Here is a 17642-nt window from a genome sequence, read left to right as displayed (position 1 = left end):
TCGCTTCTAGGGTATTTGCACTATTATAGGTATTGAAATCATAAAATACTCATTCATTACGATCTGAAGATTTATCGGCTTCTATCAAACTAATAGGCTGCACCATGGCTCCATTGGTAGCTACATCCCAGGCGGCAAAACGTACCCACTTTTTATCACTGGCATCAAAGGGAATCTCAAAACGCTTGCTGCCAAAAGCCGGTAGATCTGGAGTGGAGATGATCTGCCGTTCGGTTTTTTCACCATCTCCCCACACCACTTCCACAAAGTCCAGAGGAAAGGTCCACTCCACTTCTGCCACAATTGTTCGCAGCTCTCCCATACCCTGTACTCTATAGTAAGGAATTAGTACTTCTCCTGAAGTTACAAAATATTCTCCCTGCTTCAGCGCATTAATGATAGAACTCATATCATCCACCCTGGGCACACTGTCAATTTTGAGGTAGTTGACCGGTGACATCCCGTAAGCATCAAAATAGGGAGGCTTACCCTGATCGCTGTAATCAGAACGTGCTTCGGAAATGGCCAATGCAAATTTTGGAGGAAGCCCACGAGCAGCCATCCAGTTGTTCGTTTCATTCCAAAGTTTGAGAAAGCGAAACTCTCCCAGGCGGATCGCCGAAGCGTCTATGCCCATGCCCCAGCGATAACCCAGACCAAAGTAGTTTCTGTGCAGAAAGTGCGGCTCATCTTTGATAGCATCAGGATACCCGGTAGAACCTTTGGAACGGGGATGCGGCATAGAAAGCAACACATTGGCATGCTCGCTCATTTGCATCATGTCGGAGGGCGAGCCAATGTTATAGACTGTGCCATATTCCGGGTGCTGATCTATGACCGGCTGATTGGGCTGTCGCTGCGGTCGCCAGTACAGAGGTTTGGAAATCAGCAGATCGTAATGCCCACCCAGGAAAGGCGGACGACCTCCGGTGCTGTTCTCATCATTGGGCATGAGGAGAAAATCTTTGTCGGACTGCCTCCGCGCTGCTTCGTAGTAGTTGGCCAGGTCTTTCAGAAATAGTTCTCCCCGATCATGTCGGCCCGGACCACGCGCACCATCTATCACGCCATAAATATTCACACCAATGGACTTCATTGTCTCCACATCATTGAGACGATGGTCAAAACCGCCTCGTTCATTGAGCCGCTTTACCATCCCCACATGATAGTGATGCCCCATCACTTTGTAACCAGGAAGCGGCTTAAAGCGGTCACCGTGGGTAAAGCGTAAGGCAGCTTCTATCGCTTGCTCTCCCGATTCGGGACTGATATAAAAGAAGACAGGCATACGCTGCCAGGTGCCCGGCCGGGCATTGTAGAGCGCAAAATTATGATAAAACTCAGGGTCTTCTTCCAGTTCTGCCTGCCGCATTCCGAAAGAGAAAGTTTCGTCATCGTCCTTACGATACCAGCTGTAGCCCAGATTCTGTTCCGATTCCCGTGCCCAGTAAAAGCTGTGGGGCGGAGGAAAAGCTGCGATAGCCCCACCTGACATCTCAGCTGCGACTACACGATTACTACTTTTCAAGACTACTGGCTGCTCATTAGCAGGCCCTCCAAAATGATATTCCTGCCAGTGCCGAGCGAGGTCACGCCACACTACACGGGCTGACTGCTGAAGAGGCAATCCCTTTAAACCAGCATCATACTTAAAAGCTGCCGATGGATGATCCGTTTGTGCAAGCACCATCTGCCGAATCAGGTTAGAGCCTTTGTAAATATCATATTGTAAATGACCGGAAAAAATGCCCACTGTTACTCCGGGGAAGATGATTTCCAATCGCGCACCATTGGTACGCACTTCACAGCCATTAGCCTGGAAAGTAGCCGTAGACCGGTTGATTTCCTCTGGCTTCCTCGGCATCCCTAAGTGGTTGGCAAAAGGTTCTGCCGCAGGAATAGATGACTTATGGGTAGGCGGAGGCTCATCTTCAATATAAAGTGGTGCATCCCAGAAAGCATCCCATTTGATCTCGTTCAGTTTCTCAGCGCTAAGCTCAACCCCCAATTCCTCCAGCGGCTCAGTCTGCTGCTGCGTAACACGCCTTACGCCTGAAACCACACTAAACTCAGGCGTGACATTGGTGGCAAGTAGTCTCCACGCTCCACCCGACGGACGAATTAACAGCTCATCAATGCTTGGCACGCCTTCATTGATAGCAAATTTTAATTGCAGTTCGGTTTCATCTTCTCCTTCCCAGCTGATCAGCAGCATTTCTCCCTCAACTTTAGCGATAAGTCCATCTTGTGCTTTGTAAGCAGAAAGATCAGGATTAATAGGGTCTGCCTGTGCTGTGAGGGTAATGCAGCTAATGAGGATAAGCTGTAAAAAGCTTCCCAAAAGTTGTTTTAGGTTGAAAATTTGTCTGAAATCAATACTCACTTTTTCATCATTTTCCCTGAGATTTATATTACTATCAGGTATTGAAAGCTTTTTGCAATCGTTTTTCATTCATGGCTAAACCCAAACCCGGAGCTTCCGGCAGATGCAGATAGCCTTCTTCAAAGCGCACATCTTCGTCAAAAACCGAGATGACGGTAGGAAACATATCCCGGTCAATGTACTCTACAAAGGGCCCACAGTTGGGAATGGAAGCCAGCGCATGCAGTGTAGCGGCGGTAGCCAGGGTAGGTTTGGTATTATGCGCCACAATCTGCTTATGAAAAACACCGGCCAAAGCAGCAATTTTCATAAACTCACTGATACCGCCTGCCTTGGCGACATCGGGATTGAGCATATCCGGATTTGCATTCAGTATCAGGTCACGAAACATCCAGCGATTGTAGGCTTTTTCACCGGTCATCAGGGCCATATCCAGCGCTTCCACTACCTGCCGGGTTTCGCTGTGTGCTTCCTCCGGGCAGGGCGCTTCGTAATATTTCATCCCGAATTCGTTCTGCAGAACCTTGCCAATCTGAATTGCCCGGTAAGCAGTGTAGCCTTCATTGGGATCTACAAAAAGTTCTATGTCATTGCCCAAAGCCTGCTTGAGTGCTTTGTAATAGGCCACCGTCCGGTCAGGTTCAGGATTCAGGTTATTTTCCCGAATCTGCATGCGAAGCTTGATTACTTTAAAACCTCTTTCGGCCAGTTTTTCAGCCTGCTGCACCGCATCGTCTATGCTCATCGTACCTCCCCGGGTGCTAAAGCTGCCGTAGGCCAGCACTTTGTCTATGAACTTACCCCCCAGCAACTGGTAGGCCGGCACGCCCAGCAGTTTACCTTTGAGGTCCCAGAGGGCGCAATCTACCCCGGCTATACCGTAGGTGAGGGCTCCACCCGCTCCCAGGTCATGATTGATGTAGAGCATATCCTCCCAAAGCGGCTCGGTCGCCAGCGGGTCCTTACCAATGAGCAGGGGTTTGAGGCTTACACTGACCAGTTCTCTGATGACAGGAGAAAAGTTGGGGCTACATTCACCCCAGCCCGCCGTACCCTCATCCGTTTCTACTTTCACAAAAACCGCCTTATCCTTTCCCTCTTCAAACTGGTAGACTTTGACGTCTGTGATTTTGATATCGGAAAACTTATCTTTTGCCTTACTTTTCTCAGAAAAAGCAGAAGCGGATGACAAGCCTCCCATAAAAGCTGCGGAAGCAGTGGATTTAGTAAGAAATGATCTCCTGTTCATGTATTTTGTTTTAAGCACAAAAACTGTCCAGTATCCTTAGGTCAATTTACATTTTCTTCTTCTTCATTTTCTTTGACCATCCAGAAGTCTTCGTAATTTTTAGTAAAAACACCTGACAAGGTGGTAATGTACATTTTATCGTGAAACTTGGAGAAAGAAGTAATTCTGTTTCCTTCCAATCCTTCGTTGGACAGTTCTGTTACATTTACAGAATTTCCTTCAATCTCCAAGTGATAAATCTGACTGAAGTAGCTTCCAATAGTTTTTCCGTCAACAACTCTAAATACACTAAACTCAATAATACTAGAAAACCCATCATCCAACTGTCCTCTCAAGAGCCAGTTTATTCCATCACTTGAAGAATACAGATTCCCGAACGATAAACCATAAAGCTCGTCATCTATCTTAAACATCTTTTGGAAGGTAGCTGAAATGACAAATTTTAGCGTTCCAGAGGCATCAAGCATCCGCGTTCCATCGCGCTCAGTGATATAGAAGTTATCGTCAAACACATACAAACCATCTATGCGCGTTTCGTATTGAGATACTACATGCTGAACTGTTTGCAAGGTATCAATAAAGTCATCATCCGGGCTAGGGTTCCAGATATTAGGAGTTACCAAAAGTACTTTACTTCCATTCAGAGTGTCATTAATTTGATAGCTATACGGAATCAAACATTCATTTCGGGAATTGATCACCATACATTCACTTCTCCAGAAGTTAGGAAAAGAAAAATCAACAAACGAAGGGTCAACACCCTGCATACGCATGTAAAAACCTGAACCTCCACGCACTGGGTTTCTGTTGGGTTTAAAAATCAGCCTTTCCTCATTAGCAGTTAGTGTAAGTCTGGGTCCAATGGGCATACGGTGATACTGATCATACTTCCCCAACAGAAAATGCTCACTTTCTTCAACAGAATCTCTTATTTGAACCTGCGAAATAATTTCATTTCCCAAAAAGTAGAGTTTATCTTCATGAACGTAGCTATTGTACTGTGTCTTGAGGTCATACAAAAAACTTTCATGAAGCTGCCAGACGGGCGCTGCTTCTTCAGGTTCAGGAACTTCGGATACAATCTCCTCTTCTTTGCAAGCTGCGATACTAAAAAGTATAGCTACCCACAGGATGTTTTTTTTCATAAATTTTCTTGAATAAATATGTATGCAAGCTAGTTTTTTTACAGGCATATTTTTATTACTTACAACATATTTATTTCTTCCTAAAAGCTACTCATTACTGTTTGTCTGAGCTTTGTCCTGGACCTCTTTGATCATCTGATGGCGACGGGAATTGAGGCCGGCATCTTCTCCCATCCACACCCAGAGCTTCATGAGTCCGTTCTGGTGAGCGCTGACCAGAAAGCTGCCATCCGCATTGAAATCAATAAACTCTGCATGGTCGCTGGCCCAGACACGATGGGCGATGGGTATTTCGTCATTGCCATGTGCTAAAATATCTCCCAGCCGATAAATGTAAATGTAAGGATCGTGACCGGCGTGGGCGATGTAATCTCCGCTGGGGTGCCAGGCGATGGATTCTATCTTTTTTCCGGTGTGGTTAAACATTTTCACCAGCTTACCACTCTCCCATTCCCAGAGGTAGGTATTACCCCGGGAAGTTCCGCCCTGCCCTACCGCAATCACATGTTGGGCATCGGGTGAGAAGCCTCCGCTAGTGAAAATGGTGAAATAATCAGGTTTCAAGGTCTGCTGTAGCGACCAGTCGGCGACTTTGTATACCTTTACCGCTCCGTGTCCCACGGCCAGCAGATACTGATCATCCTGGGAGAAGAACAACTCATTAACCGTATTACCAAAATCTATGGTTTTGATTTCCTTTCCCGCAGGCATATCAAAAACCCGTATCATTCCTTTGACTTCGTTGGCGGCTTCTCCACTTTTCTCTTCTCCGGTGACCAGCAGGCTACCCTGATTGGACCAGGTGAGTCCGTCAATACCTTGAGAATGCTGAAGCTCATGCTCCACCTTACCAGTTTGGGCATCGTACACTGTGACCAGAAAATCCTCACTGGCAGCAGCTACATACTGCCCATCGGCCGACCAGCCAACCCTTTCTACTTCCTGCTTAGCGTATTTTCGCCAGAGTTCGGTACCATCTGAAGTGCGCCACATGATGACGGAATTATCGTACTTGGTACCACTGATGATATGTTTGCCATCCGGTGAAAACTCAGCACTTTCTACCGAACCAATTTCACCCATGGCATCGGCTACTCTGGACCATACCGGCTCCAAACGCAGTTGATAATCCAGGTATTGCTGAGCTTGCAGCGAAGGAAGTGAAACCATGATTAGAAAAAGAACGAGGATAATTGTCTTTACTATTTTGAATGAACGCATAAAGTATGTATTAACCTGAAAATTTGTTGTATTGCCTTAGTGTGAATATACGTTTTTTCTATTCCAAATTTTATAGACTGCCCGTCAACGATTGAAGAGAAGGCTTAAGGGAAGTTTCCCAAAGCCTTCTGACTACTCTACAACAATCATCATTAATAACTTGGGTTTTGGGGCAGTAGATTGGGATTGAGATCAATATCTCTACCGGGTACTGGCCACAGTATTCTGTCGGAGTCAAACAGACGTTCACCTATCACTTCCACCACACGATTGGTACGGATAAGGTCAAACCAGCGCTGCCCTTCAAAAGCCAGTTCCAGGAAACGTTCATTTTCAATCGCTAGTCTAACTTCATCCTGGTTTACCGCATCTGTTGGACCAATACCCGCTCTCTCCCTGATCTGGTTGAGAAAAGGAATAGCCTCTCCGGTTCGTCCCAGTTCGTTCAGTATCTCCGCCCGCATCAGGATCACATCGGCCAAACGCAGTATAATGACATTACTGGCCTGTGTGCCACGAGCTACATCATCTGCTGGAGCGTTCTGGTACTTTCTGATGTATGTTCTGCCGCTGATGGTATCCAGGCTGACCGGAAGCCTCAAATCTTCAGGATTCTGGTTAAAGGCCTCTATGATCTTTTCAGTAGGAGCCATCCGTGGGTCATTGTTGGGAAAAGGAACAGTCTCTCTATCCAAATTCTGGTTTTCTACAGAAGTGTTAGGACGGTAAGAGAGCTCAAAAATAGTTTCCGAAGTGTTCTGCTGACCTACAGTAAACAGGCTGGCATAGTCAGTACCGGCTACAAGCTGGTACTGATTATCAGCCATCACTTCTTCGGTTTCGGCCAGCGCCAGTTCCAGATCACCGGGAGCGTTTCTGTACAGGTAGACTTTGGCCAGCATGGCCCTGGCAGCTCCTTTGGAAGCTCTGGCCCTGTTTTGAGATTCAGCTCCTAGCAAATCTTCGGCGGTAGTCAGGTCGGAGATGATCTGCTCAAACACTTCATTTACCTCATTTCTGGGTACATTAAAATCCTGGTTGGCTGATTTGCTGGCCTCCGTGATGAGCGGAATTTTTCCATATAGTCGAGTAAGGTAGAAAAACACCATACCTCTGAGGAAGTAGGCTTCGCCCATCACCTGATCAGCGTTCAATGCCGGATCATCAATGGTAGGTACATTTTCCAACACATCATTACAGGCCTGTACACCAAAGTACATATTTCTCCACATATCCCCCACATTGCCCTGCACCGGTGTAGGTACAAAATTGTGGTGGCGGGTAAAGTTACCGCCACGGGTCATGATAGCTTCATCAGACACAATGCCTGGTACGATGATAAAGTTTTGGGTGACAGGGTTTTGCACCCAGTCATAGGCATTCATCAACGCTGCTTCTGCACCATCAGCATCACTATAAAAATTTTCTGCCAGTATCTGGCTTACGGGCTCTACCTCCAGTACACTATCACAGGAAGTGGACAAACCGAGGAGAACTGATAAAGTTAGTATGAATATTTTCTTCATGATTTTCAGCTTTTATTTTTTCTCAATTATGGGCCGATCTGAAAGTTTAGATACCAATATTGATCCCAAACATATAAATTCTGGGCTGGGGCTGAGTAAGGTAATCCACTCCCAGAGAGGGTGTACCCGTGCCCTGGTTCTGATTTTCCGGATCAAGACCAGAGTAGTTGGTAAAAGTCAACAGGTTCTGACCAGAGAAGTAAATCCTGGCTGAGGCTATATTGATTCTTTGCAGTAACTCGGAAGGGAAATTATAGGCCAGGGTCGCATTCCTCATCCTCAGGAAAGAACCATCTTCTATATAACGGGAAGATGCATCAGTAGGAGCTGCACCACTGACCGAAGAACTACCATAAATAGCCTTAGGCATATCCGTAACATCTCCCTGCTGTTGCCAACGTTGCAGCACATCAGTTGACTGGTTATAGTCTTCGCTCATGGCGGTGAGCACAGCCCTTGTCATATTGTACATATCGTTGCCATACGACCAGTTGAACAGCACACTCAACTCCACTCCTTTGTATGCAAAGGTATTGGTAAAACCTCCAATATGCTGAGGCAGGGCATTGCCGATGATAGCACGGTCATTCTGCCTGTCATATACACCATCTTCATTCAAATCCTGGAAGTTAGCATCTCCTCCTCTTACGCCTCTTTCAAAAAGACCTTCCGGAACATCTGTGTCACTGGCAAAAACTCCGTCATAAACATAGCCAAAGAATGAGCCTACGGGCGCACCTATCCGGTAGATGCTGTAAGCCCCTTCCACCCCATAAGCATCAGGCAGTTTAAAAATATAATCTGAACCCGCTTCCCCGTTTTCGGGTAAATCAGTGATTTTTACCCGATTGAAAGAAATGTTAAAATCAGTAGTCCATTTAAATTCTCCGGTAGTATTGCGGGTGGTAAAGGCAAGTTCAAGTCCTCGGTTTTCCATCTCTCCGATATTAGCATTACCGATACTCCAGAAACCTGAGGTCCAGGGCAGGTTACGGGAAAAGATCAGGTCAGAGGTGGTCTTAACATAAGCTTCTGCAGTAGTACTGACCCTTCCGTTGAAGAGCGCCAAATCTATCCCTATATTGGTCGTAGTTGTTGATTCCCAACCTAAATCTTCGTTGGGAATATTGGCCTGTCCTATGCCAGGATTACCATCATAATTTCTGCCAACAGAGTACAAAGCACGGGAAGCAAAGTTTCCAATACCATCCTGGTTACCGGTTACCCCTATGCCAGCCCGTATTTTTAGGTCAGTAATGGCAGAAACCTCACTCAGGAAATTTTCTTCAGAAAGTCTCCAACCTACCGACAAACCAGGGAATACACCGTATCGTCGGTTGGCACCAAACCTTGAAGAACCATCTACTCTGAAACTACCTTCAATCAAATATTTATCCTGAAAGCTGTAATTAGCTCTTCCGAAGTACGACATAATTCCCCAGCCGGTAATATCCTGTGAAGGTATAAAGGGATCTGCAATGGCTCCTACCGTTTTGATGATATCAGAGCCTGCCTGCTGTCCTCCGGTTCTTAAAATATTGAATGTTGACCTCTGAAAACCTATACCCGCCAGCACCGACACATTGTGGGCACCAAAAGTTTTGCTGTAGTTCAGCGTATTGTCGTTGACGATGGTCTGCTCATCCAGTAAGTCTGCCCGGGCCTCTGCTATCCCGGTCCTGCTCAGGATAAAGCTGGGAATGTAGCGGTTTTGTCTTTCGTCATTGTAATCCACCCCTAGCACGCTACGGAAAGTAAGACCATCCAGAATCTGGTATTCTCCGTAAAAGTTGGTGATCAACCTGCGCTGATTTCCTTCAAAAGTGATCTCATTGGCCAATTGTACCGGGTTTTCTGTGCGCAACGGATCTACCGAATAGGTGCCATCTGTATTATATACCGGCAGATTAGGGTTACGAATCAGCGCATTACCCAAAACTGACAAGCCGCTGAAATCATTCTGTACTCTTTTTTGCAAAGTATTACTCAAAGTGGTACTGGTTCCTATTTTCAACCGATCGGTAGCCTGATAGTCCAGGTTAAGCCTGGCAGAGAAACGTTCAAACTCCTGACCGATAATGGTACCCTGCTGATTGAAGTAGCCCAGGGATACATAAGACTGCATCTTCTCATTGCCACCTGATACCGACAAAGAATAGTTTGAGATGGGTGCTGTTCTGAATACCTCATCCTGGTAATTGCTGTTAACTCCCGTAATTTCCAGTTCATTATAAGGTGGGTTATTCAACAGATCAGGATTACGGTTGGTAAGGCTTTCTTCTAGTAAGTTTACAAACTGACTTCCATTCAGCAGGTCAAAATCTCTCCAGATGCTCTGCACCCCGGTATAAGCATCAAAGTTGATCCTGGCCTTGCCTTCTTTACCCCGTTTGGTGGTGATCAGGATTACGCCATTTGAGCCGCGTGCACCGTAAATGGCAGTAGCCGCAGCATCTTTTAAAATTTCCATAGACTCAATATCGTTGGGATTGATGTCGGCCAGGGTAGAGTTACGCTGCCCACCAGCAGATACCGCTGTACTGTTATTCATGGGCACTCCATCAATGACAAACAAGGGGCGGGTTTCGCCCAGCAAAGAGGCAGTACCTCTTACGCGCACAAAAACTTCGCCTCCGGGAGTTCCTGAATTCTGCACTACCTGCACTCCGGCAGCTTTGCCCTGTAGTAAAGCGTCAGGGCTGGCTACTGCCATGTTTTTTACATCTTCCAGTTTGACGGAGGCAATGGAACCTGTCACATCCTTTTTCTGCTGCGTACCATAACCTACTACTACCACTTCTGAAAGTGACTGTATGTCGGGTAGTAATTCCAGGTTAATAATATTTTGACCATTGATGCTTACTTCTTCCGTAACATAACCAATAGAAGAAAAAACCAGGGTACTTACCTCATCATCCACAGTAAGCTGATAATTACCGCTGATATCGGTAACGGTCCCTATAGTAGTTCCTTTGGCCAGGACATTGACTCCGGGTAGGGGTTCGCCATTTTCTCCGTCTGTTACTTTACCCCTTATGGTCTGTGCCAGATTTCCAATGGGTGATATTGACAAAGAATTAAGCAAGGCAAGTGTTTCGGTTTTGCCTTCCCTTCTGTCGGACTTGGTATTGATTTTTTTGATTTCATTTTGTTCCTTTTGCTGAATAACGTACAGCTTTTCCCCTATTTTTTTGTATTGCAGGGCATTAGGCTCTAAGGCCTGGTTGAGCAAAAATTCTAGCTTTTGTCCTTTATCAGAATCGAGGCTCACTTTCTTATCCTTTACCAACTCGCTATCATAGGCAAATTGTATTTCAAACTCCTTTTCCAGATCCATCAGGTAATGTTGCAAGGACTTACTCTCTACCTGACTGGGTTGAAAAGACTGTACCTCACTGCGTTCTGCTGAAGCAAAATGCTGTGCGTACAAGGGATTAAGAACAAACATAAAAAGCAATGACACTAACATTACTCTCTTCTTTTTTGTAGTTTTGAGTAGCATATTAAATATATGTTAAAGTGAAACATGTAAAGTCGTCGGTGGTATGCTGGCGGGCAGGCTGCCGACGCTTTCTTTTGAGTATCTTAGTTAATTTGGATTGCACTCTCCTTTCTGACTACTTCTACCTGAAATGATTCTTCTATTGCTTCCAAAAGTACAGGAAGGTTGTTGCGGGACAATTTGGCGGTAAACTGTCTGCCTTCAACAGCTTCGTTCATAATCTGTACTTCCAGGCCATAATAGTTTTCTATTGCCTCAGCAACTTCTTTTAGAGGAGTATTTTCAAATATAAAGAAGTTTTCCCTCCAGGCCAGTTCGGCCTCTCCCGGTTCTTTCCTGAGCATAAAACTGTTTTCTTGCTGGGCCAGCGACAACATATCACCGGGCTGCAATACCTGAGTTTTGTTGATCTGCTTACTTTCTACTTTCACTTTACCGGTCTTCAGAAGTATCTCGCTCTTTTGTAGTCTGCTGGATACATTGAAGGAAGTCCCCAATACTTCAATATCAAAATTTGAAGTATGAACAATAAAGTTTCTTGATTTAGGGCGATTTTCATACTGATCAGTACTGAGGCGCTTTACTTCAAAAAAAGCTTCACCATCCAGCCACACCTGACGGGCCTGGTCAGCTTCTTCGTCTATCAGTACACTGATCTTAGTATTCGCATTGAGCGTGACCTCACTGCCATCCGCTAGTATGATGGTCTTATTTTCCCGGGCCGCCGTCTGATAAACCTGTATATTATCCAGAGCGAACCAATATGCGATACCGGAAATAAATAAAAGGACAACCGCCGCCGCTGCAGCCCGGTAAGAAAAACTGATTGGCTTCCTGTTAGGTAGTGAAATAGTTTTTTTGTCGGTACCGGCATATGCATTGTGTAGTATTTCTCTTTGCCTTTCAGCACTTAACTTTTGAGGATGGTACCTGATACTAGAGGCTAGTATGCGGGCTTGCTCTACCTGCTCCTTCTTTTGAGGGTACCTTTGCAAAAACTGCTGCCAATATTCTTCCGAGGCGGCATCTGCCTCCTGTACCCATTGCTGAAAATTCTCATCTACCAAAAAATCCTCTACCTGATAATCTACATAGGACCAAAAAGAAGGCTTTTCCATAGTTAGGCATTTATAGAAAAGATACCTTAGGTCCTTTTTTTACCCCATGTAAAAATGAAAAAAATCAATAATTACACATGATTTAATAAAAGCTGGATTTAATGAGATAATTGTCAATATTATTAGAACATTGTTGCTAAAATGACAAGTAGATTAGCGGTATGCATAGGCTTATCCAGTGTACTTTTGAGTGTTTTGATAGCTCTTCCCATAAGTTTATATACTGCCTTCACCTGCACCTCCATGATTTCTGCAACTTCTTCGTAGCTGAGGTGATTATAATATCTAAGGTAGATTACTTCAAGCTGCTTATCGCTGAGTTGCAAAAAAGCCTTTTTCAAACCGGCAATCATTTCTTCATCTTCCTCCTCATCAAGGGTGGGCAAGAAAGGAGATACATGCGCAGTAAATTCGTCCAAATGCTGAAAAGACCGGATATTCTCAGAAGTAAGTTTTCTCAGAACCCTTCTTTTCATTGCTACAAAAAGATAAGCTTTAACGGAATTGACCTGACTTAGCACATTTCTTTTCTCCCACAAATCACTGAATAAATCCTGAAGACAGTCTTCTACCAGTGATTCGTTTTTAGAAATTCTAAGCCCATAATCATACAAAGCATTGACAAATTGAAAATAGATACGTTCAAAAGCAGACTGATCTCCTTCAAGAAATTGTTTCCAACAATATGCTTCATTAAGATCCATAAACTTTTACATCATACCATTTACTTACCTCTAATGTTAGTGAATTATCAAAGTATAATCAAAAAATCTGTTCCTTTTTAAAATTATCAAAATTTATCACTAATACGATTAAAGGTTTAGAATGTACGACGAAGAAAAATTAATGAGTACCTGGCTTTATATAAGCTTGAGGTTTGCTTATAATTGCTTACCTGGTAAAAAATTATCACAACCAGAGTTTTCTCCTCAACAGCATAATCTCAGTATGAGCCCAAACAGAAATGAGAGGCTTAAAATCTATAGATCAATCATACTGCAAAAACTATAAAGTAATATGATTCGCCCACTTGATAAAGAATTTTTATTAATGGAAATTTAGTACATGAGTGAAAATCTAACGCAGGGAATAGAAGCTACTTCTTCCTCTCGCCTAACTTAATAACAGGAGTTCGTATGGCTTAGGCAGTGCATAGCTATAGCTTGATGTTAGAGTTTGCTTTTATGGAATCAATCGTGGCTATTGCCTGTATCGCCGTATTATTATTCCTTTGGTAAGCCTCCAACAATAAGGATAAGTTTCCGATAAGCTTCTGTAGCTTGAGATAAGATAACTTTTCCATAGTATTGCTCTTTTATAAAAATATTAGTTGTTCTACATAAAAGTACCCCAGCTATTTTGCCTCTTTCTTAAGGTCGGGAGGTAGTTTAAAAGCTGAACACAACTTTTCCTGGAAACGCTTACACTCAGTATCCCTCAGGCCTTCTGAAAAATCTTGGCCTCCAGGTTCAGATAGTGAAAACGATCTTTATCCATCAAAGGAACCAATGCATCGTAAAAGCCAATAATCAATAAGCCTCCCGGGTTCAGGTGCTGGTGAAACTGATCCAAAAGTTTGATTTTGGCAGCCTGATCAAAGTAAATCATCACATTACGACAGAATATAATATCATACTGATCTCTGACCGGGTCAGTGATCAGGTTTTGCACACCAAAATCTACATGTTTGATAAGTGATGAGTTCATCACTCCTTCATTGTCCTCTATGCTGTAATATTGTCTGAAAGCTCCTTTCTCATTGAACTTTTGATAGTTTCGCTCGTATTCAGCAAGCTTCAGTATATGATAGGCACCTTTCTGCGCCTGACAGAGCGCTGCTTCGCTCATATCAGAAGCAAAAGCACTCACCTTTGATTGTATGCCCATTTCCTTCAGCACAATCCCCATACTAAAAACTTCTTCGCCACTGGAGCAGCCGGCATGCCATATTTTAAGATTATTTTTTTGCGGAATTGCACGTATGGCATCTTTCTTCAGGGCCTGCCACAGTTTGGGATCACGAAACATGGAAGTAAGCCCTACCGATAACTCATCTATGAACTGGTAAATAAAATTACGATCTCTCAGCAACTTGATCCATAGGTTGTGCACTGTCTCCAGTTTTAAAACATTGACTGCCCGGATCACCCTTCTCTTGAGAGAGATAGGTTCGTAACAAGTAAAGTCAATGCCATATCGTCTCAAAATCGCATGCGTGAGAGAGTTTAATTCTTCATCGGTAATTGTGGCTTCCGCTAGCATTGAAATAAGGTTATATGATAATGATTGTATCTGATGAATCAGCACTCACTGAGTACCATCATCACCCTGTGTATTTGATTTTCTAAATTTTGAATGACATTGAAAGTTGCCTGATACACTTTTGCTTCCTCTGTTTTGGTGACAAAGCCAAGTTTATGCTTTACAGCGCCATCACTTTTAAGCTGCTTCAGTACTTCAGGTAGGATTTCAGGGTTGTTTATAATGTCACTGATGTGCTTCCGGGCAACTTCAGAGCGTTTTAAACCGAAGCTTTGAAGGAATAAGGTATTTCCTTTTTTCAATGTCCCTTTGCCATCCATCTCCAGCGTCATGACTGAACTGTTAAGCGCGTTCAATATGCTACTCAGCTCATTTTGTTTTTCTTTTTCATGTGTAGTGAACTGGGCAAACATCAAAATCTTCTGTAGCTTGTTTTCCAGGTCAAAGATGGGGTTAAAAGTACCGCTCAGCCATAAGTCTCTGCCCTGTTTGCTTTTTTGAATAAACTCTCCGGAGAAGAACGTTCCCTCTCGCAAATTGTCCCACATCATCTGTACCTGTGGTTTGTCTTTTTCACTCTCCGGAAGTAGATAATCATAAGGTTTTCCTTCCAACTCTTCCTGCTCATACCCGCTTACACTCATAAAAATGGAGTTTGCTTCCAGTATATTGCCTTCCATATCAAACTCAATCACTGCATTGGAGCGGCTTATTGCCTCCAGTTTATGCGTATAGTCAAGGGTATCTTCTTTGATTTGGGTGATATCAGTTTGGATAGAAATGTATTTGGTAACTCTTCCTTCCTCATTTTTTACCGGATTGATCATCAGCGATATCCAGTAGGTTTTGCCATCTTTACGGTAATTCAGGATTTCTTCATAGAAAGGCATCTTTTGCTTTATCTTCTGCCCTATACGCTTTACGGTTTCCTGATCAGTACGCGGTCCCTGTAGCAAGTGTCCTGGCTTTTGCCCGATCACTTCCTCTTTGCCGTAACCGGTCAGTTTCACAAAACCATCATTGACAAACTCTATAAAGCCCTCATCATCCGTGATGATGACCGAATTATCGGTATTGTTGGCTACCAACGATAGTTTTTCCAGTACGAGTTTTTTCTCCGTGATATCTGTACCCAGCATCAACACTTTTGCCGGCTGTCCTTCTACAAGCTGCATAGGGGTAAAGGAGGCATTTATCCACTTTTCTTCTCCTTTATGATTTATAAGCTTGAAATCTCCGGACTTGACTACTCCCTGCTGAATACCCTTCCAGAAAGTAGTTCCCTCCTTCTCTGAAATCAGCAATTCGCTACCCTGCTCCATTATTTCGCTCAAAGCAGAACCACTAAATTCAACTAATTTTTCATTAGCAGTAAGTAATCTTCCGCTCTGCTCAAAAGTTGCGGTAATCAGTATATTATCTATCGCTTTGAATATCCAGTCCAGCTCCCTTTGCTTAGTCTGCATCCCTTGCTGGGCATCAATCAGCACTCCGATATGTTCACGGGTTTCCTGCTCTTTGGAACGTAGTTCTGCGGTAAGTTCGTGCGACTTATCCAGCAGTTGCTTAGTTTGTAGCGTTACTTTTACCGTGTTTAAAGTGGATGCAATGCTTTCTGCGGCTTTTTCCAGAAATTCCAGCTGATACGCTTTCAGTTTTTGGAATGAGGCCAGCTCAACGACTCCATGAAACTCACCATTGACAAGCAAAGGCATAATCACCAAATGCGTTGGCGTGGCTTCTCCTAAGCCTGAGGTAATATTGACATAATCTTGTGGTAAATCAGTGACAGATATGATTTGCTTCTCAAAAGCACATTGTCCTACCAGGCCCTGACCTATTTTTATTCTTTTCTCCTGATATTTTTTCTTATCATATGCATAACAGGCTATCAGTTCCAGATAGCTTTCATTTTCTGTATCCTCCTGCTGTATGAAAAAGCTCCCCTGGTTACATTTTAGATATTTGACCAAAAATCTAACTACCTGATGAGCAAATTTATCCAGATCGTCAGTATTGTCTCTTAAGATACCTGCAAAGTTTGCCTGCCCTTCAGCACTCCAATTTCTCTTTTTTTCTTCATTTTGATAAGCTTGCATCTTATCCCTCATGCTAAGTAGCGCTTGTCCCAAAGCGTCTTTTGTATCAAGATGCACAAACTCTGTTTCCAGCATCGCCACTTGCTGCTTACTGCCTATTTTTTCAATTACTTCAGTAGCTTCTCCAATTTTAGCCGAAACTTTTTGAAGTTTCATCATTACATTTCTGGCTGCCCCTGTAAAAGGAATCTTGCTTTCAATAATACTACCCCTGACCAACACGTCAGTGACCTCATCCATTTGCTGTATCTGAGCAGCCATATTTTTTACTATCAGGTAAACCATCATAGCCTGCACCGCATGAGTTCCCGCGAGTAAATGTATGAGATAGGGTAGATGCAAATAATAAAAAACGGGAATTAATGATAAAGCTACCAATTCCACAATAACAATGGTTTTTATGTGATTGTAGAACATTCTGTTTTTCCTCATCTTTTTTTTATTATCACTGAAGTAAGCTTAGGCTATATGCTGCTTGATTCTCTCCAGAAACTGAGAAGACAGTATCCAGAAGAAATGAGGTTGAAGGGCAGTGTTGTTCTCAAAACGGAAGCGCGTATTGATCGTGAATAGACAGTCACTTGCCTGGCCTAACTCCTGAGCAATCAGAGTATCTATTTGTTCAGCTTTGAGATGGATTAACTCCGGCACACCACCATAAATAGAGAAACCGAGGGCATTGGAAAACTGGGTGATAACTGTGGCCGAGATGATGTTGTCAATCTCCTTGAGAATGGCTTCTTCCATCACCTTTCTCTGTGCTTCATCTTTCTGTGGCCCCAGACAGGCACGGTAAATGGCCTGTCGCTCCTCCTCATTCAACAGCAGAAAGCTCTTCCCACTCACCTCTCCTATGATTTGGGTGGTCAGCATCGTGATCTCTTCTCCTGACTTCAACAAGCTCTGGTAGTTGGGCTCCGACTGGGTCACCTCAATCTCGGCAATCTCTATCTGTATGTTTTGCCGGGTGACCAATGAGAATGACTTGGCTGCATTCTGATAACCGGCATCTATGATCTGTCGGGCTAAGGCTTTTTCCTTCTTTGATAATATGTTCATCTTTTTTTCTTATGAGAGCACACTTTTGTTTTGGGGCTGTACATTATGAAATACTTCCTGTATGATAGCGGGCACATG

Annotated in this window: 12 protein-coding genes; all 12 read right to left on the bottom strand. The window is 43.8% G+C overall.

Annotated elements, in window-relative coordinates:
• Positions 1–49: 49 nt before the first annotated feature.
• Complete coding sequence (locus WJR50_RS26745) at positions 50–2452, bottom strand: CehA/McbA family metallohydrolase domain-containing protein (protein ID WP_341296382.1); 2403 nt, start codon at positions 2450–2452, stop codon at positions 50–52.
• A complete protein-coding gene (locus tag WJR50_RS26740) occupies positions 2418–3632 on the bottom strand; it encodes a mandelate racemase/muconate lactonizing enzyme family protein (RefSeq protein WP_341296381.1) in 1215 nt (404 codons plus the stop codon). Before WJR50_RS26740 ends, WJR50_RS26745 begins: the two co-directional genes overlap by 35 nt.
• A gap of 41 nt (positions 3633–3673) precedes the next feature.
• Positions 3674–4777: a hypothetical protein gene (locus tag WJR50_RS26735; RefSeq protein ID WP_341296380.1), complete on the bottom strand. Its 1104-nt coding sequence runs from the start codon at positions 4775–4777 to the stop codon at positions 3674–3676.
• Positions 4778–4864: 87 nt separating this feature from the next.
• Positions 4865–5947, bottom strand: coding sequence for a WD40 repeat domain-containing protein (locus tag WJR50_RS26730; RefSeq protein WP_341296379.1), 1083 nt, complete (start codon positions 5945–5947; stop codon positions 4865–4867).
• Between the two features lie 203 nt (positions 5948–6150).
• Positions 6151–7524: a RagB/SusD family nutrient uptake outer membrane protein gene (locus WJR50_RS26725; protein WP_341296378.1), complete on the bottom strand. Its 1374-nt coding sequence runs from the start codon at positions 7522–7524 to the stop codon at positions 6151–6153.
• Between the two features lie 46 nt (positions 7525–7570).
• Entirely contained in the window at positions 7571–11026 is a 3456-nt protein-coding gene (locus WJR50_RS26720) for a SusC/RagA family TonB-linked outer membrane protein (RefSeq protein ID WP_341296377.1), read from the bottom strand.
• 83 nt (positions 11027–11109) lie between these two features.
• Entirely contained in the window at positions 11110–12144 is a 1035-nt protein-coding gene (locus WJR50_RS26715; RefSeq protein ID WP_341296376.1) for a FecR family protein, read from the bottom strand.
• Between the two features lie 122 nt (positions 12145–12266).
• Positions 12267–12848, bottom strand: a complete 582-nt coding sequence (locus tag WJR50_RS26710) for an RNA polymerase sigma factor (protein WP_341296375.1) — start codon at positions 12846–12848, stop codon at positions 12267–12269.
• 452 nt (positions 12849–13300) lie between these two features.
• Positions 13301–13447 carry a hypothetical protein gene (locus WJR50_RS26705; protein ID WP_341296374.1) on the bottom strand — a complete coding sequence of 49 codons (147 nt, stop codon included), beginning with the start codon at positions 13445–13447 and terminating at the stop codon, positions 13301–13303.
• 134 nt (positions 13448–13581) lie between these two features.
• The gene (locus tag WJR50_RS26700) at positions 13582–14406 is read right to left on the bottom strand and encodes a CheR family methyltransferase (RefSeq protein WP_341296373.1); all 825 of its coding nucleotides are present in this window, start codon (positions 14404–14406) and stop codon (positions 13582–13584) included.
• Positions 14407–14444: 38 nt separating this feature from the next.
• Positions 14445–16937, bottom strand: a complete 2493-nt coding sequence (locus WJR50_RS26695; protein ID WP_341296372.1) for a PAS domain S-box protein — start codon at positions 16935–16937, stop codon at positions 14445–14447.
• A 27-nt stretch (positions 16938–16964) separates the two neighbouring features.
• Positions 16965–17564, bottom strand: coding sequence for a chemotaxis protein CheC (locus WJR50_RS26690; protein ID WP_341296371.1), 600 nt, complete (start codon positions 17562–17564; stop codon positions 16965–16967).
• Positions 17565–17642 lie beyond the last annotated feature (78 nt).

This window comes from Catalinimonas locisalis (genome assembly GCF_038039535.1).
Classification (GTDB): Bacteria; Bacteroidota; Bacteroidia; order Cytophagales; family Cyclobacteriaceae; genus Catalinimonas.
The sequence above is the reverse complement of the archived record's forward strand: the minus strand, read 5'-3'. Positions and strand labels throughout refer to the sequence as shown.

Bases quoted from the DNA above. Each gene is read 5' to 3' on its own strand.
- WJR50_RS26745 (WP_341296382.1), bottom strand. From the start codon at position 2,452: ATGAAAAACGATTGCAAAAAGCTTTCAATACCTGATAGTAATATAAAT.
- WJR50_RS26740 (WP_341296381.1), bottom strand. From the start codon at position 3,632: ATGAACAGGAGATCATTTCTTACTAAATCCACTGCTTCCGCAGCTTTT.
- WJR50_RS26735 (WP_341296380.1), bottom strand. From the start codon at position 4,777: ATGAAAAAAAACATCCTGTGGGTAGCTATACTTTTTAGTATCGCAGCT.
- WJR50_RS26730 (WP_341296379.1), bottom strand. From the start codon at position 5,947: ATGGTTTCACTTCCTTCGCTGCAAGCTCAGCAATACCTGGATTATCAA.
- WJR50_RS26725 (WP_341296378.1), bottom strand. From the start codon at position 7,524: ATGAAGAAAATATTCATACTAACTTTATCAGTTCTCCTCGGTTTGTCC.
- WJR50_RS26720 (WP_341296377.1), bottom strand. From the start codon at position 11,026: ATGCTACTCAAAACTACAAAAAAGAAGAGAGTAATGTTAGTGTCATTG.
- WJR50_RS26715 (WP_341296376.1), bottom strand. From the start codon at position 12,144: ATGGAAAAGCCTTCTTTTTGGTCCTATGTAGATTATCAGGTAGAGGAT.
- WJR50_RS26710 (WP_341296375.1), bottom strand. From the start codon at position 12,848: ATGGATCTTAATGAAGCATATTGTTGGAAACAATTTCTTGAAGGAGAT.
- WJR50_RS26705 (WP_341296374.1), bottom strand. From the start codon at position 13,447: ATGGAAAAGTTATCTTATCTCAAGCTACAGAAGCTTATCGGAAACTTA.
- WJR50_RS26700 (WP_341296373.1), bottom strand. From the start codon at position 14,406: ATGCTAGCGGAAGCCACAATTACCGATGAAGAATTAAACTCTCTCACG.
- WJR50_RS26695 (WP_341296372.1), bottom strand. From the start codon at position 16,937: ATGAGGAAAAACAGAATGTTCTACAATCACATAAAAACCATTGTTATT.
- WJR50_RS26690 (WP_341296371.1), bottom strand. From the start codon at position 17,564: ATGAACATATTATCAAAGAAGGAAAAAGCCTTAGCCCGACAGATCATA.